Raw genomic sequence first — 23,279 nt, forward strand, 5'->3', positions numbered from 1 at the left:
AGAGAACACATGCCGCGAACCACCCCGGGCCGCAGGTCCTTTCTTAAGGCGAGCGCCGCTGCTACCAGCATGGCTCTCCTGCCGGACAATATTCGCAAGGCTCTTGCGATCCCCGCGAAGCACGAAACCGGTACGATCCAGGATGTCGAGCATGTCGTCCTGCTCATGCAGGAGAACCGCTCGTTTGATCATTATTTCGGCTGTCTTAAGGGCGTGCGGGGATACGGCGACCCTCGTGCCCTTCGTCTCCCCAGCGGCAGCACGGTCTTCGCCCAGCCCGATGGACACGGTCGGCAGATACTCCCGTTCCGGATGAACACAGTCCATACATCCTCCGCTTGCCTCGCCAGCCTCGATCATAGCTGGAAGGGTACACAGGCGGCCTGGAATGACTGGGACGTCTGGGTCTCACGCAAGAGCGCCATGACCATGGGGCACTTCACACGTGAAGATATCCCCTATTATTACGCACTCGCAGACGCTTTTACGATTTGCGACGCCTATCACGCTTCCATTTTCGGCCCCACCAATCCGAACAGACTGTATTTTTTCACAGGAACAAGCGGGCTCGCTGCCGGCAACGACGGAAGACAGGTCACAGTCAATGTCGATGACGGAAATCCCTCCGCCGACAGCGCACTCGACAACCCGTCCTTCAAACCATTCAACTGGAAAACCTACCCGGAATGCCTGCAGGCCGCAGGCGTCTCATGGCGCGTCTATCAGGAATACGATAACTTCACCGACAACCCTCTGCAGTCATTTGCGCCGTTCCGAAATGCTCCGATCCAGAGTTGGCAGCATGATCGTGCACGCACAATCGTCGCGGGGTCCAATGCCCAGAACAGCGCCACGTCCGAAGGACGTTTTCTGATCGAAGCATTCGAAAAGGACGTCGCTGGCGGGACGCTTCCGCAAGTCTCATGGATCGTCCCCTCGCAAGCCATGTCGGAGCACCCTGACGCCCCCCCCGGCTACGGCGAAACCCTCGTCTCGCGCCTGATGGATGTTTTCATACGGCATCCCGACGTCTGGGCGAAAACCGTTTTTATTCTGAATTACGACGAAAATGACGGTTTTTTCGATCACATGCCTGCCCCCGTCCCTCCGTTGAAAGCGGATAATCCCTCACAAGGGTACAGCTCTGTTGCACTTGACGGCGAGGCACTCGGGGATGTTCCGGTCGGGCTTGGCCCGCGCGTCCCAGCCATCGTCATTTCGCCCTGGACCAAGGGCGGATGGGTCAATTCGCAGCTTTTCGACCATACTTCTGTTTTGATGTTTCTCGAAGCGCGCTTTGGCGTCAAAGCTCCAAATATTACCCCCTGGCGCCGAAGCGTTTGTGGCGATCTGACGAGCATTTTCGATTTTACCCGCGGCGATCGCAAATGGCCTTCCCCCCTGCCCGATACGGAACAATACCTCGCGCAGACGCGCTCATCGTGCCACCTGTCGCCTCCTAAGGTCCCTCAAGTACAGGTTATGCCACGGCAGGAGTCAGGGCAACGTCCTGCCCGTGCGCTGCCGTACAGGCTAAGCGCAGATCTTCTCAATACAGGGGACGCGCAGACCGCGCTTCGTCTTACCAATACAGGTCCGCAGGGTATTGTTTTCCAGCTCCAGAGCGGTCGTCGCTCCATGCGGCATTACACGCTTGGGGCGGGCCAGACCCATGAGATTATTCTCTCCCCCTACGAAGATACGCCGTTAAGCCTGCACGGTCCGGATGGCTTTCAGCGTACTCTGACCGGAGCAGCGCCGCCGCAAGCCATACTCGAAACAGACGCAGATCGCGGGATCATCACGCTGAGACTTCAAAGCTCATCCAACCGCACAAGGCATTTTTCCGTCTCCTCGCCCTATACACCCACCGATATCCGAACGATTAAGTTACCCATGCACCAGGAGGTCCGGACATCCTGGAATATTTCCCCCTTCGATCACTGGTATGACCTCATCGTAACCGAAATTCCCGAAGCCGGCATGCAGGCTTCGGGAATAGCCGAGCCAAGCTCGACCTTACGCTTTGCAGGTCACCTTCAATCAGGACGCCCGAGCCGGACGGACCCCCTTATGGGCACTCAAAACGCATGACTGAACCGACCCGCAGGCATTTTTTGGCCGGCGCGACCGCTTTTGCCGGTATCTGCGCGACTACCGGCGCCACGCGCGCTCGCACCGAGATTCTATCGCCCCTGAAATGGGCGCCACGCAATCACCGAGTATTGTCAAACCTGATTGCAGCTCAGCCGACACCCGGAAACCGCAATTCCGTGCGCCCCTATGCGGTCTTTGACTGGGACAACACCTGCATTTTTGGCGACTGTCAGGAAACATTACTGCACTACACGCTCGAAACCTTCAGTTTCGCACTCTCCCCCGACCGTTTCTTCGACGCGGTCCGACGAGACGTTCCACAGGGCCCTCTCGGACCAGATTTTCTGAACGCGGAAGGACAAGCTCTGCGGTTTTGCGACCTCGCCGCAGACATGACGCGTGACTACGCCGCACTCTGGTCGCGCTATGGCGCATGGTCTCCCGAACGCACCGCCGTCCCCCGTGACACTCCGGCACTAGAGGCGCTGAGGACGCGCCTCCTGTATAGTTACAACGCAGTCAACACTGTTGCCGGGCCGAGAGTCGCCTTGTACTGGATCATTCGTCTTCTGGCCGGCATGACAAATGCGGAGATCACTAAACTCGCCGCCTCAGCCAACCGCTGGGCACTTGGGCGCGATATCGGTCAGGTCACGCATCTCACGCCGCCGGATCGTGCAGGCCAGTCCGGACCGCTAAGATATACAGCCCAGCACGGCCTGCGTCTCACCCCGGAAATAAGTGATCTACAACACACGCTGCGAGAGGCGGGCATTGAAGTCTTCATATGCTCGGCTTCGCTCGAAGCCGTGGTTCGTGCTTTCGCGACAGATCCCGACTTCGGCTATAACCTGCCAGCGGACAATATTCTCGGGATCAGGATGGAGGAAGACTCCGGTAAGCTCGGGACGCGGCCTTTAGCAGATTGGCCGCTGACGTATGCAAACGGAAAAGTCGACGCGATACGCATGAGGCTCACGCATGAGCGGGGTCACGGCCCCCTACTCGTCTGCGGAGACAGCAACGGCGATGTGGCGATGCAAACAACCTTCCCCGACACGCGCCTGTCGCTAATCATCAACCGTCTGTCCAGCGGAGGCGAGGGCGCACTCAGTCGCAAGGCGGTACAGAATATCGACGCGGTATCGCCCCGAATTCTTCTTCAAGGGCGGGACGAAAATACCGGAGAGTGGCGGCCGTCTGAGGAGACAGTACCCTTTGGCACAACGACTGCGCGCCTTCTCGGATCTGGGTAAGATAGATCACTGCTTGACAAAATTCGTTTCGATAAGAAATTGATACCTGACAGTGTTGGGATTTGCGAACAGAATTATCGAAATCCGAGTCACCTACCGAATGTCCCCCCGATAGAGAGGGTCCATGACTTCATTCATCGCGCGCTTTCCTGCCCCTGACGCAATGCCTGCCTCCCTATCGCACAAAGGGCAGAGAGGAAGCGTGCTGGCTGCGGCGATGACTGGCGTAAGTTCCTTCATCCGCCAGCAGGGATGCGATCCGGACATTATCGCGAAATCCGTTGGCCTTCAGGTTGCCGACGAGCTTCCCCCAACGCTAGCGTTACGCCTCGAGGATTATTGTAATCTCTTCGAACAGATTGCCTGCCAGTCCGGACGCTATGATAGCGGCTTAGTCTACGGAAGGCAGTTCCAACCCGACCAGCTTGGTCTCCTCGGCTATATTACTCTCAGCTCCGCAACGCTCAGGAGCGCGCTCGTCAACCTCATCGAACTTTTTCCGTACCACCAAAAAGCAACCCAAACGCGCCTTGTCCGGATGCCCAACGGCTTTCGTATCGAATACCGCATTATGGACCCGCTAATTTCACAGCGCGCGCAGGATGCAGAACTGACGATGGGCATGATCTGCAATGTCTTTCGTCGTGCTCTGGGAAGCACCTGGCGCCCGGATACCATATGGTTCGAACACGCCCGTCAATCCGACCCAGCGGCCTATGCCGCAGCCTTTGACGCTCCGGTCTTTTTCCAGCGCGAGACGTCGGCACTCATATTCTCCGATCGCGATCTGGATATCAAAATGCCAGGTGCCGATGCCGGGCTGCTCACACTCCTTCGCGAAAGCCTGACACATCTCGATCACACAACGCGTCTGGCCCCGAACCATCGGGATGACCTCCTCCTTCAAGTACGACGCGAAGTTAAAAGCATGCTTCCCGATGGCGTTATAAAGCTGCCGCTTCTGGCTGAAAAGCTTCGCATCCCGCGTTGGACGCTCCAGCGACGCCTCGACGCGATGGGTGTTACCTATACCGAACTCGTCGATGAGACCCGGCGCGGTATGGCGCAGTCTTATCTTCAGCAGAGCGGACTAGCTATCAGTGAAATCGCGTATCTGCTCGGATATTCGGAAGTCAGCGCGTTCAGCCGCGCCTTTCGCAAATGGTTCGGCATTTCTCCGCAAGCGTTTCGCAAAACGAAATGATGGGGCGAAATGTCAAGAAATTGTGTCTGCAGGGCAGTCGTATTGCCCCCCGCACTGCTAGCATTATCGGCGGATCTGTCTGCCTGAGCCGGTAATTGGGCCGACTATTCCCGCTTCGACCTCAAGGACACCGGACTACATCTGTCTACTCGTCAATTGTGCCTATGGTTTGATAGCTGACGCCAGACGCTTTGGTTGTTTTTATGGTCGGATGGCCCCGAAATATCCTCTCCCTACAGAAGGTTTTTCCATGACTGACCGTTCCGAACCGCAGCTTTCACACAGTCTCGGCCCGGTCCAGCTCTGGGCGATCGCCGTAGGTCTGGTGATTTCCGGGGAATATTTCGGATGGAGTTACGGCTGGGCGAGTGCGGGGACGTTAGGTTTTCTGGTTGCGACCGTTTTCGTTTCAATGATGTATCTCGCGCTGATCTTTTCCTACACCGAACTGACTACTGCCATGCCCAAGGCCGGTGGGCCGTTCGTCTATGTCAGCGCGGCATTCGGGCGCAGGGCGGGCCTCATAGCCGGCTATGCCTCGACCGCGGAATTCATTTTTGCGCCGCCCGCCATTGCCCTTGCCATCGGATCATACCTGCACGTCCAATTTCCTAGTCTGCCACCCAAAGCAGGCGCAGTGATCGCTTATCTGCTTTTCATGGGAATCAACATCGCGGGAATACAGGTCGCTGCCAGTTTTGAACTTGTCATTACCCTCGCCGCCATCATCGAGCTTCTCGTCTTTATGGGTGTGGTCTGGCCAGGCTTCTCCTGGCATCGTTTCGCAATGCATGGATGGGGGGGGCGCGACAATCTGTCGTGGTCGCTCCTTGGCGGTATTGCTGCGTCCATTCCCTTTGCCATCTGGTTCTTTCTGGCCATCGAAGGCGTCGCGCTGACGGCCGAGGAAGCACGCTCGCCTCGCCACACGATCCCCATTGCCTATGTTGCGGCCATTATTACGCTTGTTGCGCTATCGTTCGGCGTCATGATACTCGCCGGTGGCGTAGGAGACTGGCGCCTACTCTCCAGCCTCAACGACCCATTGCCATTGGCGATGAAAACTGTGGTCGGTGCGCATAGCCCTTATCTACATATGCTCGTTTGGCTCGGGCTGTTCGGACTGATCGCGTCGCTGCACGCAATCATCATGGGCTGTGCCCGCCAGATTTCATCGCTCGCGCAGGCAGGGGGATTGCCCCATTGGATGGGTTTGATCTCGCCACGCTTCCGCACCCCCTATACGGGCGTACTCGTCTGCGGAACTGTCGGAATTCTCTCCATTTTTGCCGACGACATCCTGTCATTTGAAGGGCAGAGCCTTACGGCATCCATCGTCACGATTTCCGTCTTCGGTGCGCTCAGCATGTATATTATGACGATGGCAAGCCTCTTCAAGCTTAGGAAAATCGCGCCTAACATGCCACGCTCCTGGCATGCGCCCGGATACCCGATCATCCCCGCATTCGCCCTCTTCGCCGCCAGCCTGTGCTTCTTTGTCGTCGGCCTGCAGAAACCATGGCTGCTCGCGTTCTACTTCCTCCTCCTCCTTGCGATGGCGCTCGGAAGCTACATGAACGACCGGCAATCCGATCAGGCCGAACGGTAGGAGGATGGGCGAAACGCGCTTGGTGATCAGATCGAACCTTTTTCCCGGACTGTAGCTTTCGAAGCCTTTCGTCCTATTGTTGACGTTCAAATTTCTGGTGATCCAGCCGCTGAACAATCTCTCCGACGAGCAGACGGAATACCTGATCGACGATCATCTCTCCATTATGTATTTTTTAGGTCTGAAGCTATCGGAGCGTATGCCTGATGCCAGAACGGTGTGACTGATTCGCCAGCATCTGATCTAGGCGGGTGCAATCAAGAAAGAGCCTGCTTGATAACGGCAATACAGCCTCAACAGTTGGGGCAGACACGGCCTATCGCTCAAAAGCCAATGAAGACTTCATGGAAACGCGGGGCCTTGTCGCGCAGCTTCACGAGAAGAAGTCAAATTTCAAACCGATATCCAAACACATCCACGGACCCAACGCCCGAAAGTCCATTATCCGGTCGCATGTCGAGAATGTCTTTGCTGATCAAACATCACTGACGGGGCTGTTCATCCGAACCATAGTCATAATACCAAGCTCTCATAAGTATGGCGCATCTGTGAAATGACGCGAAAAGGCTGTTCTGTTTCTGTCCTGAGAGGTTGGATCGGGAATGGCTGGTGCGGTTGCTTTATGAACGAATTATACAGCTGATCAGATCAGGAGAGACCTTCAAACCATAAAGATCAACCAGATGGGCCAGGGCGTTCCGGACAGTCAAACCGGCGGGCGCACGCAACGTACTGAACGGGAATATCCGTTTCCGCATAAAGGCCGCAGAGCAGCAGATTGTGGATACGCGACGGGTCAATCGCCTGCGGTCGCAGGCCGGCGTGCTGTTCCAGAACTCCTGCCTGTAGAGCCACCGGACGGTCTTGCAGAACGTCATAGAAGGCCCGGTCCATATTCATGGACCTAACCGCCCCGAAGTGCGTGAGAAAGCCGAAAAGGGCTGGACTCGGAACTGGTCGAGCAAATACTCAAAGTTCTGCGGTCGAGGGCAGGACCATGCTGATTGTCACGCATGAAATGGCGTTTGCACGAGATGTCTCGATCCGGGCCGTGCTTCTGGAACAATGAACCGTCTACGTCCAGGGTGCCCCGCAGGATCTGTTCAAAAGCAGTCTGGATGAGCGCTTCGACAGGTTTATCAGCTATTGTTCGCGTTAGGGCTGAAGCCCAGCGCAGAGTATCGGAAAGGAGTTGAGATGAAGACGTGCCAGATTCTGGGAGTCCCCACCCAGAGCGGAACCTCCGAAAGAGGCTGCATCATGGGTCCGACGGCCTTCCGCATCGCGGGTTTGCCCGAAATCCTGCAGGAACTCGGATGTCAGGTTGAAGATGTGGGAGACGCCGTACCCGCAGCCATGCCGGATGTGAGCCATTCCAACCCTGCCGTACGCAATCTGGACGCAATCATCGCATGGACGAAAAGCGTCGGTGAACGGGCCTATGAGATGGCGAAAGCCTGCGACGTCCCGATTTTTCTGGGCGGAGATCACTCCATGTCCGCCGGGACGGTTTCAGGTGTGGCGCGTCATGCGCAGGATCTGGGGCAGCCCCAGTTCGTGCTGTGGCTGGATGCTCATACGGATCTGCATACGCTACATACGACGACGAGCGGCAACCTGCATGGTACGCCTGTCGCCTATTTCACGGGACAATCGGGGTTCGAGGGCTTTCCAGCGCCTGTCGCGCCTGTCGATCCGCGCAATATGTGCATGATGGGCATCCGCTCAGTCGATCAGGCCGAAAAGCGCCACGTTGCGGAAATCGGCATCACCGTCTTCGACATGCGCGCCATTGACGAGCAAGGAATCGTCGGTCCGCTGAACAGCTTTCTGGAGCGCGTTCGCGCTGCCAATGGCCGCCTTCATGTCAGTCTGGACGTGGACTTCCTCGACCCGGACATCGCGCCGGCCGTGGGCACCACCGTCAATGGCGGTGCGACCTTCCGTGAGGCGCATCTCATCATGGAGATGCTGCATGACAGCGGGCTCGTGACGTCACTGGATCTGGCGGAACTCAATCCGTTCCTCGACGTCCGCGCCAAGACCGCCTTGCTCATGACTGATCTGGCCGCCAGTCTCTTTGGGCGCCGTGTTCTCGAACGCAAGACAAGGACCTACTGAGATGCCCTCCTCCGCCCCTGCCCCTTCCCATCTCGCCTTCGTGCCGTTCGTCTCGGTCGAGAACATGATGGCGCTCGTCCACACCATCGGGATCAAGACATTCCTGCGCGAGCTTGCCGAGTATCTTGAGTCCGACTTCAAACGCTGGCCGGAATTCGACAAGACCCCGCGTGTGGCCGCGCATTCGGCCGAGGGCGTCATCGAGCTGATGCCCACGAGCGACAGCAGCCTCTATGGGTTCAAATACGTCAACGGCCATCCCAAAAACACAAAGGAAGGCCTTCAGACTGTCACGGCATTCGGCATGCTGGCGGATGTGGCTTCGGGCTATCCGACGCTTCTGTCCGAAATGACGCTGCTGACGGCCCTGCGCACGGCAGCAACGTCGGCCATGGCTGCAAAATATCTGGCACCGGCAAACGCAAAAACGATGGCCATTATAGGCAATGGTGCGCAGTCCGAGTTCCAGGCCATGGCGTTCCGTGAGATCGTCGGAATTCGTGCGCTGCGGCTGTATGATCTGGAGCGCGCAGCTTCAGAAAAATGTGCTCGCAACCTGAGCGGACAGGGTTTCGACATCACGATCTGCGGCAGCAGCGAAGAGGCTGTGGACGGGGCGGACATCATCACGACCGTCACGGCTGACAAGCAGTGCGCGACAATCCTGTCCGACAACATGGTTGGCGCGGGGATTCACATCAATGCGGTGGGCGGGGACTGCCCGGGCAAGACGGAGCTTCAGCGCGATATCCTGCTGCGATCCTCCATCTTTGCGGAATATCCGCCGCAGACGCGCATCGAAGGCGAGATCCAGCAGCTTCCTGAAGACTATCCAGTGACGGAACTGTGGCAGCTCATCAACGGCGAGGCCAAGGGTCGCACCAGTGAGAGCCAGATCACGCTGTTTGATTCCGTGGGTTTTGCGATCGAGGATTTCTCGGCGCTGCGCTATGTGCGCGATAAGCTGGACGCCACCGGCCTGTATGAGAAGCTCGATATGCTGGCCGATCCGGATGATCCGCGCGATCTGTTCGGTATGCTTCAGCGCTCCAAGGGTTCGGACATGGCCTGAAGCGCCGCTCCGGCTGCCCCTCTCGCAGAGGCAGCCGAAACAGACTTTTAGAGCACGCCCAGATCGACACCTACGTAAGGCGCAAGATCAATCTTGTTGATGAGCAGCAGCAGGTCGCTTCGGATAATGCCGGGTCCGCCCTTTCGAGAAATGTTGTCGCCAGCCGAAACGTAGATCGGCCAGCTTAGGACTAAAGGTCGCGGCCAGATTATCGCCTCCGCTTTCCACCAACATCAGATCCAGCCCCTCGAAATGCTCCGTTAATTCAGCGACGCCTGCCAGATTGATGCTGGCGTCTTCGCGGATGGCCGTATGGGGGCAGCCGCCTGTTTCGATCCCCTTGATCCGTGCCGGCGGGAGAGCCCCGCGCAGGTGAGCAAAAAGGCATTTAGAGGAATGGAGACCTTTTAAATCGGCTGATATCCTTGCCGTTCGTGTCCCGCGTACCTGTCGCTCAATCCAGGCATCCGGAATGTTCCCGGTGACCTCCAGAAATCAGCAGATCACCTTGAGAGAGAAAATCCAACCAAATTAGAAACGATAACGGAATATACGTTTTTTCTATTCTACCGTAAGTTGTTCTTATCCTTTGAGAAGAACCGAAGAGGAGCCACGGTGCCCCTCTTCGGCGCTTCATACCAACAGAAACTCTGTAAAAGTTGGCTCCAGACCAGAAAGCTTCTTTTCTCGGATATTGTGCGCCTTCTGGATTAAGCCTGAGCCTCATGGCATCCACAAAAAACGCGGAAAGGATAACCTTTCCGCGCTCAAAACATGAGTTGTTCAAACCGCCCCTGATATCAGAGCGTTAAATTAACACGTCCATAGTAGTACCCACCCGTCATCGGAACCTGCGACGAGAACGTATCGTAAGGGTTGCCACCAAGCTGGTTCAGATCACCCGGGAGCTTGCGGGGACGGATATTGAAGATGTTATTCGCACCCACAGCCAGATGCCAACGGGAATTTACACGATAGCCGATCTCAAGATCCGTCAGCCAGCGCGGAGTATTCTTGAACTGGGCGAAGCAGCTGCTGGACTGCTGAAGCTGCTTGCCGTCGATCGGACAGATCGCGGCCGTCGGCGTCCAGTCCTGATAGGTCATCATGTCCGTCGTCTCGCCGTAACGCGTCTGCCGCAGGTTCACGTCCCATTTTCCGATCGTCCAGAACGCATTCAGGATGATCTTGCTGCGCGGATAGGCCGTCGTCAGATAGGCAATGTTCTGCGCATTCAGAAGCGGCGATCCCGTAGCAGACATACCGTTATGCGTCAAACGCGTCCGGTTCAGGTCGAGCGCCATGGAAAGGGTCAGATTGCCGTAGCGATGCATGCGGAACATGTAATCCGCCTTGATGTCCAGCCCCTGCGTCCGAGTGCTTGCCCCGTTCGTGAAATAATAGGTCTGCACCGCGTTTTCGGAAAGCTGCGTCAGGGCCGGAAGCGAAACGCCCATGCCTTCCAATGCTGAAATCGCAGTCGCACCCGTCACGTTGCCACCCTGCACGATGCGATCGCGGATGTTGATCTGATAGACATCCGTCTCGATATGAAAGCCATCAATCGGTTCAAGAACGATACCACCGGTCGCACTGGTCGAACGCTCGGGCTTGAGGGGAGACGCACCCGTCGCACGTGCTTCGGAAGACGAAACCGGCAACAATCCCAGCACCGATGTCGGGCCAACATTAATGGCACTGTAATGCTGTTCGGCCATAGTCGGTGCGCGGAAACCGTTGCTGATGGTTGCACGCAGGCCGATCCGTTTGGTGATGTCGTAGCGTGTAGAGACCTTACCGTTCTCGGTGTTTCCGACGTCAGTGTAGTGTTCGAAGCGACCGGCGAAATCGAGGTCCCAGTTCTTCAGAGGATGGAAATCACCATCCAGATAGCCCGCCCAGACATCACGGCTCCACTTACCGGCATCCTGCGGCGTCAGACCCGCCAGCGCCGAAGTGCCACCATATTCATAGGACGCAGGTTCGCCCGCCTGAATGGTGTATTGTTCCAGACGATGTTCGCCGCCGAAAGCAACCGTGACAGGAACCACATTGGCAATCTTGAAGTTCCGGCGCAGATCGAGATTGTTCGTCCACTGTGCCAGACTGAAATTGGAGGTCCGTACGGTCGTCGGTGTGTAACCCGTAGCCGCGTACATGTTCGGATTGGTGGTGTTCTTGTTTGAAATCTTGTCCAGATCTTCGCCCCAGGTGCTGCTCAGATCCCAGTCAAACCCGAAAAAATGGCTACCTTTCAGGCCCAGTGTCGCCGCGTAGTCGTTCTCGTCGATTGTCTCCAGCGGAGAGTAACCGTAGGGGAACAGTTCCGGATTGCTGGCGCTCGAGCCGGACGGGACGCGATAATTTTCATATGCTTCCGCATGACGGTGCGCGTAGGTAATCTGCCCGTAAAACTGGACGTTCTCAGTCAGGCTCTTACCGAAATCGATACCCAGATTCTCGCGCGTCTCTTCAGGCGTGCTCATGATCTTGTTGGAGTTCTTGGGTACCTTGACGGAGCCCGTATACAGTTCGTTTGCAGCACCTGCAGGAACATAGCCTGCAAGGCGGTTGTCGACCGTATTCGTGACGAAATGATCCGTATGATAAACCTGTGCCGAGATATGGACATACCCGTCATTGCCCAGCTTGAGGCCGCCATCGGCGTTCAACTGGTACTGCCAGCCATCACCGTTATAGGCATTCGCCCCCGTCTGGGCGCTCATGTTCAGACCATGATCCTGCTTTTTAGTAATGATGTTCACCACGCCCGCAATGGCGTCAGAGCCATACATCGCAGCCGCACCATCTTCGAGCACCTCAATATGATCGATCATGTTCGACGGGATCATGTTCAGATCCACAGGCGTCGCACCAAAGTTCGGACCGGCATCTGCATTGATGTTGGCCGTGGTGTGACGGCGCTTTCCATCCACCAGAACCAGGACCTGGTTCGGATTCAGACCGCGCATCCGGATGAAAGATGTCAGTGCGCCGGCATCATTGCCCATCGTGCTCATGTTGATGGACGGATACGTCTTCGCCAGCGCATCGGCGAGGTTCATCATACCTGAGCGACGCAGCGTCGCGCTGGACAGAACCGTGATCGGGCTCGTGCTCTGACGGGCATGGCGGTTCGTGGCATGCGTGCCGGTCACGATCACGCCCTCTTCGCCCCCTGCGACAAACGGCGCATTCCTGGCCTTTACTACCCTCCTTGCAGGCGCAGCTGCCTTCACGGGCGCTACCTTGGCGGGCGCCTTGTGAACCGACGCCTTCACGGGGCCTGCAGTGGCCTTTGTCGTGGCGGCAACAACCGAACCAGTACAGAAACTGACGGAAAGAAAAGTCGAATAAAGCGCAAGTTTTCTGATGTTCATGATCGGCTCCATCGCCCTGGCAAGACAGGGATATCAGTCGGAATAGTCAGATCGCACAGCAGGAACCGCAGGCCCCACGACTGCGCGGTGGAATTATTTCAGAGGCGGGACTACATGGCTTCGGGGCGCAGGAGGCAGGCTAATGCATTTGCAATCACCTTCGTCGCACGGCGCATGTCTTCAAGAGCCACATGCTCATTCGCACGGTGGCCATTGGCGTCCTGAAGCCGGCGCGGTCCGGCTCCATACAGAACAGTGGGGTAACCCGTATTACTGTAAATCCGGGCGTCCGTGAAAAGTGGCATGCCCTTCACGGCAATCCGCTCCCCGAAAACAGCCTCCGCAGCATCCTGCAACGCTGCGATCAGCGGAGCCTGACCCGCGTCCGGCACCAGAGGCAGCGCCAGCAGATGTTGCGTCACGACGCATTGCACCCCCGGAACATCTGCCGCCTCCAGAATGATCTGACGTAGCCCTGCCTCGACATCGGCCGCTTTTTCGTCAGGAAGGATCCGGCGTTCCAGGCGAAATTTCGCATATTCGGGAACGACATTAGCTGCCACCCCGCCTTCAATCGTTCCGATAACGAGCGTTGACGTATCAATTCCAGGAATGGAGCAGACCGCCTTCACCAACCCATCCCGATAGGCATACAGCGCTGACATGACACGATTGGCCGCTTCGATGGCATCCGCCCCTGTTTCGGGCCATGCGGAATGAGCTGCCTTGCCGGTAAAAGCAACATCAAGTTGAAGGCTGCCATTATGCGCGACCATCACGTCATAGGTAAAACCAGCACTGATGACATAATCCGGCTTACTCAGCCCTTCAGACAGAAGCCAGCCCGGACCAACATGGCCGCCGATTTCCTCATCATAGGTCAGGTGAAGTTCGACGGTTCCGGAGAGATCGGAAGCAACTTCCTTCAACGCCCGCAATGCAAACGCATAGGTTGCGAAATCGGACTTGGAGACCGCAGCCCCACGACCATAGAGTTTCCCACCCTCAATCACACCGCCATAGGGATCGTGAATCCATCCTTCGCCAGGGGGTACCACGTCGCCATGTGCATTGAGGGCAATGATCGGCCCCTTACCGTCCCCGAAACGTTCCCGGATGATGAGATTGATTGCGCTCTGCATTCCGTGACGTTCCACGAAATCACGGGGAACAGGATGGCATTCGACTTCGAATCCAAGATCCCGCAACTGCCCGGCAGAGAACTGGGCATGTGGTGCGCAGTCACCGGCCGGATTGTCCGAAGGAACCCTGACAAGCTCCTGAAGAAACGGTACCTGCCGCGTCTCGAAATCCCGGTCGACAGCACAGCCCAGACTCTCGGTCAGAGTTTTCTTGCAACAGGAAGTCTTTTCCAGCACAGCGCCTTCTCCCACCGGATCGCCTTTTCGTCCTCAGTTCATATTCTCTTTGTATACGAACTGAATTCGATCTCGAAGCGGAATGTTGTCTAAACTGTAAAAAAAATTTCTTATCCGGGATGACCGGCTTCAAACCGCAGAAAAGCCTGGGCCCGCGCCGAGCAACGACCCGCAAAAAAGTCCGCGGCCGGACAGTCATCGACAATCTCGCCCGCATCCACGAACAGAATCCGCGTCGCCACCTGCCGTGCGAATCCTATCTCATGTGTCACGCACATCATGGTCATGCCCTCGCGGGCCAGCTCCGTCATGACCTGAAGAACTTCCTGCACCATCTCGGGATCGAGCGCCGATGTCGGTTCATCGAACAGCATCACCTCCGGCTTCATCGCCAGAGCACGGGCGATCGCCGCACGCTGCTGCTGCCCACCGGAAAGAGCGATCGGATACTTGTCCGCATGGCGCTCCAGCCCGACCCGGCGCAGAAGGGTTTTTGCATGCTCGCGGGTCTCATCCTTCCCACGCTTCTGGACCAGTCGAGGCGCCAGCATAATGTTGTCGAGAATGCTCAAATGAGAGAACAGCTCGAAGCTCTGGAACACCATCCCCGCTTTTGCCCGCAGCGCCGAATGATCAGTCTGCGCAGACCGCACGGCCATGCCATCAACCCAGATCTGGCCGCCTTCGAACGTCTCCAACGCATTGATGCACTTGATGAGCGTGGACTTGCCCGAACCTGACGGCCCGCAGACAACGACTACTTCTCCCTTCCCGACTTCCGCCGAACAGCCTTTGAGCACCTGAAAGGCGCCATATGATTTCGTCACCTTGTCCAGCGTGATCATGACGGATCTCCATAAAAACGTGCGGGAGAAAAGATCTCCAGATCGGGACGTTCGGAACGGCACAGAACCATATCCGCGACATGCCGCCCCATAGCCGGCGCAAGCGTGACACCATTGGCCGTCACCGCAGTGAAGAATCCCGGAACATCGGGGCTTTCCCCAAGGATCGGAGCGCCATCGATATCGATGTTCATCGCAGCCCAGCTCCTGACAACATTCACCGCGCCCAAAGCCGGAATGAGCCTCTGGGCAACCCAGAGATTCCCTTCCAGATTCTCCCGCAGCGGACGCGGATGACCATGCACCGGATCCAGACCGGCACTCCACCCTCCGCCAATCAGCAGAGAGCCGTTTGCAGCCTGTTTGAGCGTCAAATGACGGCTGGCATGCGCTAGAAGCGAAAAGACCAGCGGAGCCACAGGCTCGGTCACGATCATCTGCAACGGCGCCCCAAAGACCGGCAGGCGCCTCCCGACCAGCTCCGCAACCTCTCCCGCGTAGGCCCCGGCAGCATTCACTACGGCCCTGGCTGACCAACTTACCGCACCCGCACTAACGCGGAACTGGCTTCCATCGCGCTCGATTGCGGACAGGGCCGTCAGTTCCTCAACCCGCACACCCGCCTTGCGCGCCCGGGCGAGGACGGCCTGCGTTGCTGCCATGGGATTGATTTTGCCTTCCTCGGAGCAATACGCGCCACCAAGGAACCCTGCTTTCAGGTTCGGTTCGATCCCATGAAGCTCACCCGGATCCAAAATCCGCGCGTCAACACCCAGAGACTGCTCGACCGCAACCTTGCTGCGCAGACGCTCCATGTCGGACTCAGTTTCCGCCACGACCAGGCCACCGCAGACCTTGATTTCCAGATCCCGGTCGAACGTTCCGCGCAACGCCTCCCACATCCGGATGGATTCCCGCTGCAAGGCCAGCGTCCGCGCGGGCATTGACGGTCCATCCGTATCCGCGCTGGCATCGAACGCCATGAGCTGGGCATGCAGACTGCCCGCATTACCGCCCGAGGCCAGCGCCCCGGCACGCCCGCGTTCCAGCACCACCACACTCTTCCCCGCCTCCGCAAGAAAGAGCGCGGCGAAAAGCCCGACGATCCCACCGCCCACGACCACGACATCCACGGTTTCCGCGGTGCCAGAAGCCGATTGCACAACCTGCCCCAGACCCGAAGGAATGGAGACCCGGACATGCCCCTGCCATTCCGGCTTCTGGCGCGCCAGTGCCGCCACTGGCACCGGACGAAGGGGAATCTGGGGCGCCGTAAAGTCCTTCTCGCTTTTCGGCTCGGGCAGGACCTTCATGAGCGACGCCTGACAGAACCGCCCCTGACAGCGCCCCATCCCGGCACGTGTTGCCCGTTTAAGGGCCGCCAGATCCGTAATCCCGTCCTCGGCCACTCGTGCCCTGACAGTCCCGGCCGTCACACATTCGCACCGACACAGGATGGTGGTATCTTCCGGCACTGGAAGCAGCCCAACCGGCTGATAGAGTTTCCACAGAAGGGCCTGAAAGCGCGCATTGTCGCGATACATCTGCCGGCTGCGTTTCAGAGCGGGGGGCAGCATCTTTCCGAAACGCTCCAGCAGCCGCGCCGCGCACAGTCTGCCTTGGGCCTGCGCCAGAAAAGCTCCTCCAAAACGCCCCGCCTCGCCGATGACGGACACATCCGTCTGATCGGTCCGCCCGTCGGGCTGTCGTCCTGTTTCGGGGTGAGGTACGGGCCAGCCCCGAACGTCCTGCCGACAACCCAGAAGACGCGGCAACTCGCTGGCCGGGACAAAGCCGTCGCCAAGACAAACTGTATCGACCTCGATCGAACGCGCTTCTGCTCCGGCCTGCTTCACCGTCACACGTTCAACACAGGCCGAGCCCTCGATCCGTGTTACGACACTCTCCCACAGCACAGGCACACCTGCCCGGCGCAGCGTCCAGAGATGCCGCATCCCGGCAAGAGCGAGACGTGGCGCCGCCATAGAAAGCTGCCCAGCCAGAACAGGCCGTTTCACGGGCGCAGACGCTGATTCCACAACAGCGACCACATCGGCTCCACGATCGACGAGTTCCGCAGCAAGTTGAAGATTGAGCGGCCCGTTTCCAGCAATGATGACCCGGCCCGGAGAGACTGTTTCATAGGCTCGCAGCAGCGTCTGTCCCGCTCCCGTCGTGATGACGCCCGGCAACGTCCAGCCCGGACGCGGAGCGGGTGTCTCCTGCGCACCTGTTGCCACGATGATGTGCTGTGTGCGGATATAGAACGCCTCGCCATCCCGCAGCCCCCCGATGACGAGCGTGCCGTCCTCGCGATGGGCGCACCATACGAGCGTGTCGTGCCACAGACGTGCACCACTGGCCCGCATGGCGTCAATCAGGTGCCGCCCCTTGCGCGCCTGATCGTCCTGCTGCTCTGGATGCACGGCATTCTGCTTGAAATATTGGCCGCCCGGAATGTGACGCTCATCCACGACAAGAACGTCCACACCGCCTCGTGCCAACTCCATCGCGGCCACCAGCCCCGCCGGCCCGGCGCCCACCACGAGAACCTCGCAGACATGTTCGGCCAGCCGCTCTTCACCCCCCGACAGGGGCGCTGAAACAGCCGCATCCGGGAGACAGTCATTGCTCCGGACCCGCATGCCGTCCCGCACCGGCGTCATGCAACCCCGGCGCGACATCTGCCCGTCCACTTCCAGCAGACAATCCTGGCAGGCCCCGATCCCGCAGAACGGTCCGCGCCCTGACCCGTCAGGAGCTGTGCGATGCACGATCCGGCCTGCAGCCATCAAAGCTGCCGTCAGGGTCTGACCGGCTTGCGCAGAGACAGGCCTGTCATTGAACGTAAAACTCAGACAATCCGACATCAGCGTGCGTCCTGCGCCGTGACAGGCATTTCGATGGGATCGACTGCCGCAGACTGCTGCTGGCGGCGATAGGGACGCTCCGCATAATGCTCGATCCGCCGTTGCAGAAAATCCCATACAGTCGTCATCAGCAGGTAATACAGGGCCGCTACAGAAAAGAGTTCCAGAACCATAAACTGGTCCTGCACCAGAATCTGGCTGCGCTGCATCAATTCCTCCATGGAAATGACTGACGTCACGCTGGTTGTCTTAAGCAGCCCGTTCACCGAATTACCCAGCGGCGGGATAATAAGCCGGAACGCCTGCGGAAACGCGATGCGCCAGGCAATCTGCCGCTCGCTCAGACCCAGCGCCCGTGCCGCCGCGATCTGGCCGGTCGGCACGGCATTCAGACCCGCACGGATGATTTCCGCCAGATACGCCGCCTCGTTCAGCGTCAGCCCGATGATTGAGCACGCCATTACGCTCAGCCGGATATCCAGCTTCGGCAGTCCAGCATAAATCACGACAAGCTGGACCAGCAGTGGCGTACCTCGAAAAAACCAGACATAGAACCGCGCGGGCCACGAGAGCAAACGACGCTGCGAGCGTTTCATAACGGCAAGCAGCAGCCCCAGAAGAAACCCCATCAGCATTGAGACGGCCGTCATATAGACCGTGATGAGTGCCCCGCGGAAAATATAAGGGCTGCCGAGATAGGTGAAGAAGCCGTTCCAGCTCCAGATCTGCATATCGATGCCCCGTGCTCGTATATCGAATTAGTGTGTCGTATCAGGGTGTGTCGGACGGATGGGCCGGTCCTGAAACCGTAATCCGTCCGGGAAAGGGCGAGACACCATAAGGCGCCATGAGGCGGTCCAGTGTTCCATCCTCACGCATGTTTTCCAGAACATCCGCCAATCGCTGCGCCAAAGCCGGATCCCTCAGCGCCAAGGCAACGGGGGTGGGATACAGCCCCTTCAGAACCGGCCTTACACCGCCCTGAAGCGCATTGCGCCTTGCCACCGCATCTATGGAAAACACGGCTGTCACCTGCCGCGCCCGCAGAGCAGCAAAGGCAATGCCCACGTTCTGGAACGTCTTGATATTAAAACCCGGACGCCCGGCGTTCCGCAGGGCCTGATCGGCCTCGCGGGCATGGTGCTCCTCGATCCCGCCCATCTCAACCCCGATCGAAGAGCCGGACAGATCCTCTAGCCGGGTGGGGTGCCGGGCAGAATTGTCGTTGAGAGACACGCTGATCGCCTGAATTTCATAGGGGATCATTTCCATCAGCCGCGCCCTCTGGGCAGTGTAGAACATCCCCGTATTGATGACGTCCCACCGCTTTTCAAGCAGTCCAAGCGTAAGCTGCGCAAAGGACGTCGAGAGCGTGACCGGCGTCAAACACAGCCTGCGTGCGATCTCATTCCCGAGTTCCATCCGCATCCCGGTGATCTGCCCGTCCACCGTCACATATTGCAGGGGCGGCAGCGTCGGATTGGTCGCCATGATCAGATGCTGCGGAGAAATCAGCCCGCTGACCTCCTCCGGGCATGGCGCGGCCTGCGCTCCGAACGCCAGGGCTGCACAGAGCAGCCCTGCTCCCCGGATCAGACAGGATACAGGGCTACCCCCCATATCAGGCGCGCTCTTCGAACCGCAGGTCCAGATCGCGGACGATCTGGAACGCACGCGCATCATCCTCAGCCGGCAGCGGCAAACGCGGCGCGCGCGGACCACCCACATCGAAGCCCATATGCTTCAGAAGGGCTTTCGTCCCCGAGACATAGCCCTGACCGCCCACGAACTGGATCAGCGGGACATGGCGGAAATACATCTCGCGGGCCTTGCCGATATCCTTGTAACCGTCACAGAGATTGAAAATCTCGCTCATGACATGAGGCGCCACGTTGGAGGCCACTGCAACCCAGCCGATCGCCCCTTCGAGAAAGCTCTCGAAGCCCATAATGCCGCCAAAAACCGAGAGCCGGTCACCGCACAGCCGGATGATATCCCGCACGCGGGTCACATCCATCGTGGATTCCTTGATCAGACAGCAGTTGTCGATATGGGACAGGCGCGCCACCAGTTCCGGCTTCAGATCCACATTCGCCGTGGCCGGGTTGTTGTAGAGCATGATCGGCAGGCCAATTGCATCTGAAATCCGGCGATAATGGACGAACAGTTCGTCGTCCGTCGGCGTGGAATAAAACGGCGGAATGATCATCACGCCATCCGCCCCAAGCTTCTCGGCTTCTTGGCTATAGCGGATCACGTCATATGTATTCTCGGCGCCCGTGCCGATGAAAACCGGAACGCGGCCTGCAGCCTGCTCGATAACGGTCTGTGCAACCAGCGTGCGTTCGTCATCCGTCAGCGACAGGAATTCTCCGGTTGAGCCCAGCGGGATCAGGCCCGCAATGCCCTGTGCGATCTGCCAGTCGGTGAAGCGCCGCAGCCCCGGAACGTCAACGCGTCCTTCACTGTCATAAGGCGTGATCATGACGGTATATGTGCCACGAAACTTCATGGGTCTTTCCTTCCTCAATGTTCCGGGTCCGACCGCGATCCGGTCGGGTCCGTGGCGGCCTCACCGCCATGGGTATTCATGAACGCCGCGATATCGGGCTGTTGCGCCGCATCCCCGCGCCCTGTTCCGACAGCGCTAACCTGACCGTCCTCCAAAAGGACGATCCTGTCCGACAGCGATGAAACGACAGCCATCGCGTGTGAAACCTGAATGATGGTCATGCCGTCCTGTGCCAGATCGCGCAGCAGCACGCCGACATCGCGCACCTTGTGCGGATCGAGCGCCGATGTCGGCTCGTCGAGCAGAAGCAATGACGGGCAAAGCATGAGCGCGCGCGCAATCGCCACACGCTGTTTCTGGCCGCCCGACAGATCGGCTGGCAGCACGTCCGCCTTGTCCGCCAGCCCCAGACGCTCCAGCAGCGCACGCGCTTCATGCTCGGCCTCCCGACGCGAACGCTTCGCCACGACCGTTGGTGCCAGCGTCAGGTTCCGCAGAACCGACATATGACCGAACAGTCCGTATTGCTGGAACACGATTGCCGCCTGTTCCCGCAGAATGCGCGCCGATGCCGGAACGGCCATATCTACAATCCGCCCGTCAACGCCCATCCGTCCCTGCCAGACCGGCTGAAGCCCGATCAGAGTACGCAAGAACGTGGTCTTTCCCGAACCCGACGGCCCGATAAAACTCACGATTTCTCCGCGCTCGGCCTCGAACCCGGCATGACGCAGGGTCTCGTTTTTCCCGTGACGGACGCAGACGTCGCGGACATCAATGTACGGCAATGCGTTTCTCCAGCAGGCGGCTAAGGCAGGTCAGCGGATAGGAAACGGCGAAATAAAGCAGCAGCACCACGCAGAAGACCTGCGCCGCGGGCAACCCGCGGTTGGACAGGATCACTCCCGCCTGACTCAGCTCCACGACCCCGATTTGCGAGGCCAGCGCCGTGTCCTTGATGAACAGAACCAGATATCCCACTGCCGGCGGCACGATAGCGGACATCGCCTGAGGGCCAATCACGTAGCGCCACCGCGCCCAGAGCGGCAGGTTCAGTACCAGCGCCGCCTCGATCTGCTCTACCGGAACCGTCTTCACACCGCCATGCAGGATCTCGCAGAGATAGGCTGCCGCAATCAGCCCGATAGAGCCGATCGCCACAACGGTCGCGGACACGTCCACACCCATCATGCCCGCGCAGAAAAAGACGATATACAACGTCACGATGAACGGAATGCGCCGTATGGTCTGCACATACACCACCGCCAGCATCCGTAGTGGAAAGATGTAGCGCAGATCCGACAGTCGCAGCGCCGTCAGGATGATAGCCCCGGCAATTCCGAGAGCACCGCCACCCAGCGACAACTCGACCGTCCGGCCCATCGCCTGTAGCAGAAGCGCGATGTCATAATGCGAAAACGCAATCATACCATTCGCTCCATCGTCCGGCGGCACAGGGCAAACATGCCGGTCAGAGCAAAAGACAGCACGGCATACAGAGCGCCCGTCACGAGCATGACCTCAAGAATCCGGAACGTTGTCGATCCGATATCATAGGCCCGGCCGGTCAGATCCTCGACGCCGAAAATGGACGCCATCGCACTGCCCAGGATCATGATCTGGAAGTGATTGGCCAGCGCTGGAAACATTGTGCGTCCTGCATAGGGCAAGATCACCCGCAGATAGGTTTGGCGCCGGTTCAGCCCCAGCGTCAGCGCAACCTCATGATAGACCGGAGGCACCCGCGCCATTCCTGCACCGAGAATATCTGCCAGATAGGCCGCCGCATTGAGTGTCATACCAATCACGACAGACAGAAACGGCGAGACCATCAGCCCCATCAGCGGGAGACAGTAAAAAACCGCGAAAATTTGCGAGAGTTGCGGCGTGTTGGTCAGGGCTGTGCTGTAACTACGGCTGAGCGTGCGCAATGTCCCCTGATTTTCAAAACGCACAACCGCCAGCCCGACCGCCATCAACAAGCCTAACACGAAGGCCAACCCCGCAATCAGAACCGTCACGCCAACACCCCCCATCAGGAACGGCAGACGCGCAAAAACGGGACGGAAGTCTAGCCCTGTCATGGCGCACGTTCCGTCGCAACCGGGTCGAACCACCGGCGGTAAATCTGCTCAAGACGCCCCTCATGCTCCATCGCGACGAGAATACGGTTCACATCCGCGCGCAGAGTTACGTCCTGCTTCGGCATTCCGATGCAGTCATCCCCTACCGGAGGCGCAAATCCCCGAATGATCCGCCAATGAACCTGGGATTGAGACGGCAGGTAATGGCCGACATATTCAATAACATCCACCATCGCATCACCGCGCCCCTGAGCCAGAGCTCGAATGGCATCGGCATAGCTTTCCAAAAGTAGCATCGGCGCCTCGGGAACGCGCTGCTGCAGATAGGCAACAGCTGTTGAGCCCCGCACCTCGACCAAACGATGCGCGCCCGATTCAAGATCAGAGAAGGATGTAACGCCCCGATCCTCGGGTGTGATGACTGCAAACTGTTCGGAATAAAGCGGCCGTGAGAACGCGATGACCTCCGCACGACCTGGCGTCCGCGTCAGGCCACCGAGAACGATATCGACCTTCCCGGCCATCAGATAGGGAATGCGTCCGCTGGACGCGAGTGTTACGAAACGCGGCTCAACCCCCATACCCCGGGCAACCTCGCGGCCGATATCAACATCATATCCGACGAGTTCGTTATGATCGTCATATTCCCCAAGTGGAGGCAGCCCGGGCTCCACACCGATGTTGATGTGCCCGCTCGCCCGGATGGCAGCGCTGTCCCTCGCCCCTGCTCCCTCGCTCCACAAAGCGCCAGAAACAGCGCAGAGCCCCAGCAACAGACTGTTCCAATTCGTTCTCAAGAACGGTTTCCCTGCATGCTGTGCGACTTTGGGGTTGCGGTTGCCCGATCACT

General features: G+C 58.5%; 19 protein-coding genes and 2 pseudogenes. 8 read left to right on the plus strand and 13 right to left on the minus strand.

The annotated features are described in order from the left end of the window. Window positions 1–9 precede the first annotated feature (9 nt). The 6 genes and pseudogenes from GSP01_RS09770 to GSP01_RS15565 all read left to right on the plus strand — a co-directional run. Window positions 10–2,094, plus strand: a complete 2,085-nt coding sequence (locus tag GSP01_RS09770) for a phosphocholine-specific phospholipase C (RefSeq protein ID WP_141353086.1) — start codon at window positions 10–12, stop codon at window positions 2,092–2,094. Further along, window positions 2,091–3,353 (plus strand): haloacid dehalogenase-like hydrolase, encoded by a 1,263-nt coding sequence (locus tag GSP01_RS09775; RefSeq protein ID WP_141353088.1) that lies wholly within the window; start codon window positions 2,091–2,093, stop codon window positions 3,351–3,353. The genes GSP01_RS09770 and GSP01_RS09775 overlap by 4 nt, the downstream gene beginning before the upstream one ends. A gap of 124 nt (window positions 3,354–3,477) precedes the next feature. Next, window positions 3,478–4,557 (plus strand): AraC-like transcriptional regulator QhpR, encoded by a 1,080-nt coding sequence (qhpR, locus tag GSP01_RS09780; protein ID WP_228123678.1) that lies wholly within the window; start codon window positions 3,478–3,480, stop codon window positions 4,555–4,557. 250 nt (window positions 4,558–4,807) lie between these two features. Then, the gene (eat, locus tag GSP01_RS09785) at window positions 4,808–6,166 is read left to right on the plus strand and encodes an ethanolamine permease (RefSeq protein WP_141353090.1); all 1,359 of its coding nucleotides are present in this window, start codon (window positions 4,808–4,810) and stop codon (window positions 6,164–6,166) included. A gap of 97 nt (window positions 6,167–6,263) precedes the next feature. Beyond that, window positions 6,264–6,389, plus strand: a complete 126-nt coding sequence (locus GSP01_RS15560; RefSeq protein WP_456304016.1) for a transposase — start codon at window positions 6,264–6,266, stop codon at window positions 6,387–6,389. A gap of 37 nt (window positions 6,390–6,426) precedes the next feature. After that, window positions 6,427–6,708 (plus strand): annotated as a pseudogene (locus GSP01_RS15565) (IS5/IS1182 family transposase); the annotation flags it as partial. Between the two features lie 133 nt (window positions 6,709–6,841). Here the strand turns inward: GSP01_RS15565 and GSP01_RS15380 are convergent. After that, on the minus strand, window positions 6,842–7,066 hold the full coding sequence (locus tag GSP01_RS15380; RefSeq protein WP_167495524.1) for a hypothetical protein: 225 nt from the start codon (window positions 7,064–7,066) through the stop codon (window positions 6,842–6,844). A gap of 297 nt (window positions 7,067–7,363) precedes the next feature. On the opposite strand from GSP01_RS15380, the gene rocF reads away from it, so the two are divergent. Both rocF and GSP01_RS09805 read left to right on the plus strand, forming a co-directional pair. Further along, a complete protein-coding gene (gene rocF / locus GSP01_RS09800; RefSeq protein ID WP_141353094.1) occupies window positions 7,364–8,287 on the plus strand; it encodes an arginase in 924 nt (307 codons plus the stop codon). Window position 8,288: 1 nt separating this feature from the next. Then, complete coding sequence (locus GSP01_RS09805) at window positions 8,289–9,359, plus strand: ornithine cyclodeaminase (RefSeq protein ID WP_141353096.1); 1,071 nt, start codon at window positions 8,289–8,291, stop codon at window positions 9,357–9,359. 50 nt (window positions 9,360–9,409) lie between these two features. Here the strand turns inward: GSP01_RS09805 and GSP01_RS09810 are convergent. From GSP01_RS09810 to GSP01_RS09865, 12 genes and pseudogenes are all read right to left on the minus strand, one after another. Beyond that, window positions 9,410–9,725 (minus strand): annotated as a pseudogene (locus GSP01_RS09810) (GTP-binding protein); the annotation flags it as partial. Window positions 9,726–10,159: 434 nt separating this feature from the next. Next, the gene (locus GSP01_RS09815; RefSeq protein WP_218023658.1) at window positions 10,160–12,739 is read right to left on the minus strand and encodes a TonB-dependent receptor plug domain-containing protein; all 2,580 of its coding nucleotides are present in this window, start codon (window positions 12,737–12,739) and stop codon (window positions 10,160–10,162) included. A gap of 110 nt (window positions 12,740–12,849) precedes the next feature. Beyond that, the gene (locus GSP01_RS09820; RefSeq protein WP_456304015.1) at window positions 12,850–14,118 is read right to left on the minus strand and encodes an ArgE/DapE family deacylase; all 1,269 of its coding nucleotides are present in this window, start codon (window positions 14,116–14,118) and stop codon (window positions 12,850–12,852) included. A gap of 110 nt (window positions 14,119–14,228) precedes the next feature. Next, the gene (locus GSP01_RS09825; protein ID WP_141353100.1) at window positions 14,229–14,963 is read right to left on the minus strand and encodes an amino acid ABC transporter ATP-binding protein; all 735 of its coding nucleotides are present in this window, start codon (window positions 14,961–14,963) and stop codon (window positions 14,229–14,231) included. Further along, complete coding sequence (locus GSP01_RS09830) at window positions 14,960–17,833, minus strand: FAD-dependent oxidoreductase (RefSeq protein WP_141353102.1); 2,874 nt, start codon at window positions 17,831–17,833, stop codon at window positions 14,960–14,962. Before GSP01_RS09830 ends, GSP01_RS09825 begins: the two co-directional genes overlap by 4 nt. Beyond that, window positions 17,833–18,564, minus strand: a complete 732-nt coding sequence (locus GSP01_RS09835) for an amino acid ABC transporter permease (protein ID WP_141353104.1) — start codon at window positions 18,562–18,564, stop codon at window positions 17,833–17,835. The genes GSP01_RS09830 and GSP01_RS09835 overlap by 1 nt, the downstream gene beginning before the upstream one ends. A 40-nt stretch (window positions 18,565–18,604) precedes the next feature. Then, entirely contained in the window at window positions 18,605–19,507 is a 903-nt protein-coding gene (locus GSP01_RS09840; protein ID WP_255320893.1) for a transporter substrate-binding domain-containing protein, read from the minus strand. Then, the gene (locus tag GSP01_RS09845) at window positions 19,455–20,345 is read right to left on the minus strand and encodes a dihydrodipicolinate synthase family protein (RefSeq protein WP_141353106.1); all 891 of its coding nucleotides are present in this window, start codon (window positions 20,343–20,345) and stop codon (window positions 19,455–19,457) included. Before GSP01_RS09845 ends, GSP01_RS09840 begins: the two co-directional genes overlap by 53 nt. A 14-nt stretch (window positions 20,346–20,359) precedes the next feature. Beyond that, window positions 20,360–21,133, minus strand: coding sequence for an amino acid ABC transporter ATP-binding protein (locus tag GSP01_RS09850; RefSeq protein ID WP_141353108.1), 774 nt, complete (start codon window positions 21,131–21,133; stop codon window positions 20,360–20,362). Further along, window positions 21,120–21,773, minus strand: coding sequence for an amino acid ABC transporter permease (locus GSP01_RS09855; protein ID WP_141353109.1), 654 nt, complete (start codon window positions 21,771–21,773; stop codon window positions 21,120–21,122). The genes GSP01_RS09850 and GSP01_RS09855 overlap by 14 nt, the downstream gene beginning before the upstream one ends. Beyond that, window positions 21,770–22,429 carry an amino acid ABC transporter permease gene (locus GSP01_RS09860; protein ID WP_141353111.1) on the minus strand — a complete coding sequence of 220 codons (660 nt, stop codon included), beginning with the start codon at window positions 22,427–22,429 and terminating at the stop codon, window positions 21,770–21,772. The genes GSP01_RS09855 and GSP01_RS09860 overlap by 4 nt, the downstream gene beginning before the upstream one ends. After that, window positions 22,426–23,226 (minus strand): transporter substrate-binding domain-containing protein, encoded by an 801-nt coding sequence (locus tag GSP01_RS09865; protein ID WP_141353113.1) that lies wholly within the window; start codon window positions 23,224–23,226, stop codon window positions 22,426–22,428. Before GSP01_RS09865 ends, GSP01_RS09860 begins: the two co-directional genes overlap by 4 nt. Between the last annotated feature and the right edge of the window lie 53 nt (window positions 23,227–23,279).

The sequence above is a fragment of the Gluconobacter sphaericus NBRC 12467 genome (genome assembly GCF_006539125.1).
Taxonomy (GTDB): Bacteria; Pseudomonadota; Alphaproteobacteria; order Acetobacterales; family Acetobacteraceae; genus Gluconobacter; species Gluconobacter sphaericus.

Bases quoted from the DNA above. Each gene is read 5' to 3' on its own strand.
- GSP01_RS09815 (WP_218023658.1), bottom strand. From the start codon at position 12,739: ATGAACATCAGAAAACTTGCGCTTTATTCGACTTTTCTTTCCGTCAGT.
- rocF (WP_141353094.1), top strand. From the start codon at position 7,364: ATGAAGACGTGCCAGATTCTGGGAGTCCCCACCCAGAGCGGAACCTCC.
- GSP01_RS15380 (WP_167495524.1), bottom strand. From the start codon at position 7,066: ATGAATATGGACCGGGCCTTCTATGACGTTCTGCAAGACCGTCCGGTG.
- GSP01_RS09830 (WP_141353102.1), bottom strand. From the start codon at position 17,833: ATGTCGGATTGTCTGAGTTTTACGTTCAATGACAGGCCTGTCTCTGCG.
- GSP01_RS09855 (WP_141353109.1), bottom strand. From the start codon at position 21,773: ATGATTGCGTTTTCGCATTATGACATCGCGCTTCTGCTACAGGCGATG.
- GSP01_RS09845 (WP_141353106.1), bottom strand. From the start codon at position 20,345: ATGAAGTTTCGTGGCACATATACCGTCATGATCACGCCTTATGACAGT.
- GSP01_RS09860 (WP_141353111.1), bottom strand. From the start codon at position 22,429: ATGACAGGGCTAGACTTCCGTCCCGTTTTTGCGCGTCTGCCGTTCCTG.
- GSP01_RS09770 (WP_141353086.1), top strand. From the start codon at position 10: ATGCCGCGAACCACCCCGGGCCGCAGGTCCTTTCTTAAGGCGAGCGCC.
- eat (WP_141353090.1), top strand. From the start codon at position 4,808: ATGACTGACCGTTCCGAACCGCAGCTTTCACACAGTCTCGGCCCGGTC.
- GSP01_RS09775 (WP_141353088.1), top strand. From the start codon at position 2,091: ATGACTGAACCGACCCGCAGGCATTTTTTGGCCGGCGCGACCGCTTTT.
- GSP01_RS09835 (WP_141353104.1), bottom strand. From the start codon at position 18,564: ATGCAGATCTGGAGCTGGAACGGCTTCTTCACCTATCTCGGCAGCCCT.
- GSP01_RS09805 (WP_141353096.1), top strand. From the start codon at position 8,289: ATGCCCTCCTCCGCCCCTGCCCCTTCCCATCTCGCCTTCGTGCCGTTC.
- qhpR (WP_228123678.1), top strand. From the start codon at position 3,478: ATGACTTCATTCATCGCGCGCTTTCCTGCCCCTGACGCAATGCCTGCC.
- GSP01_RS09825 (WP_141353100.1), bottom strand. From the start codon at position 14,963: ATGATCACGCTGGACAAGGTGACGAAATCATATGGCGCCTTTCAGGTG.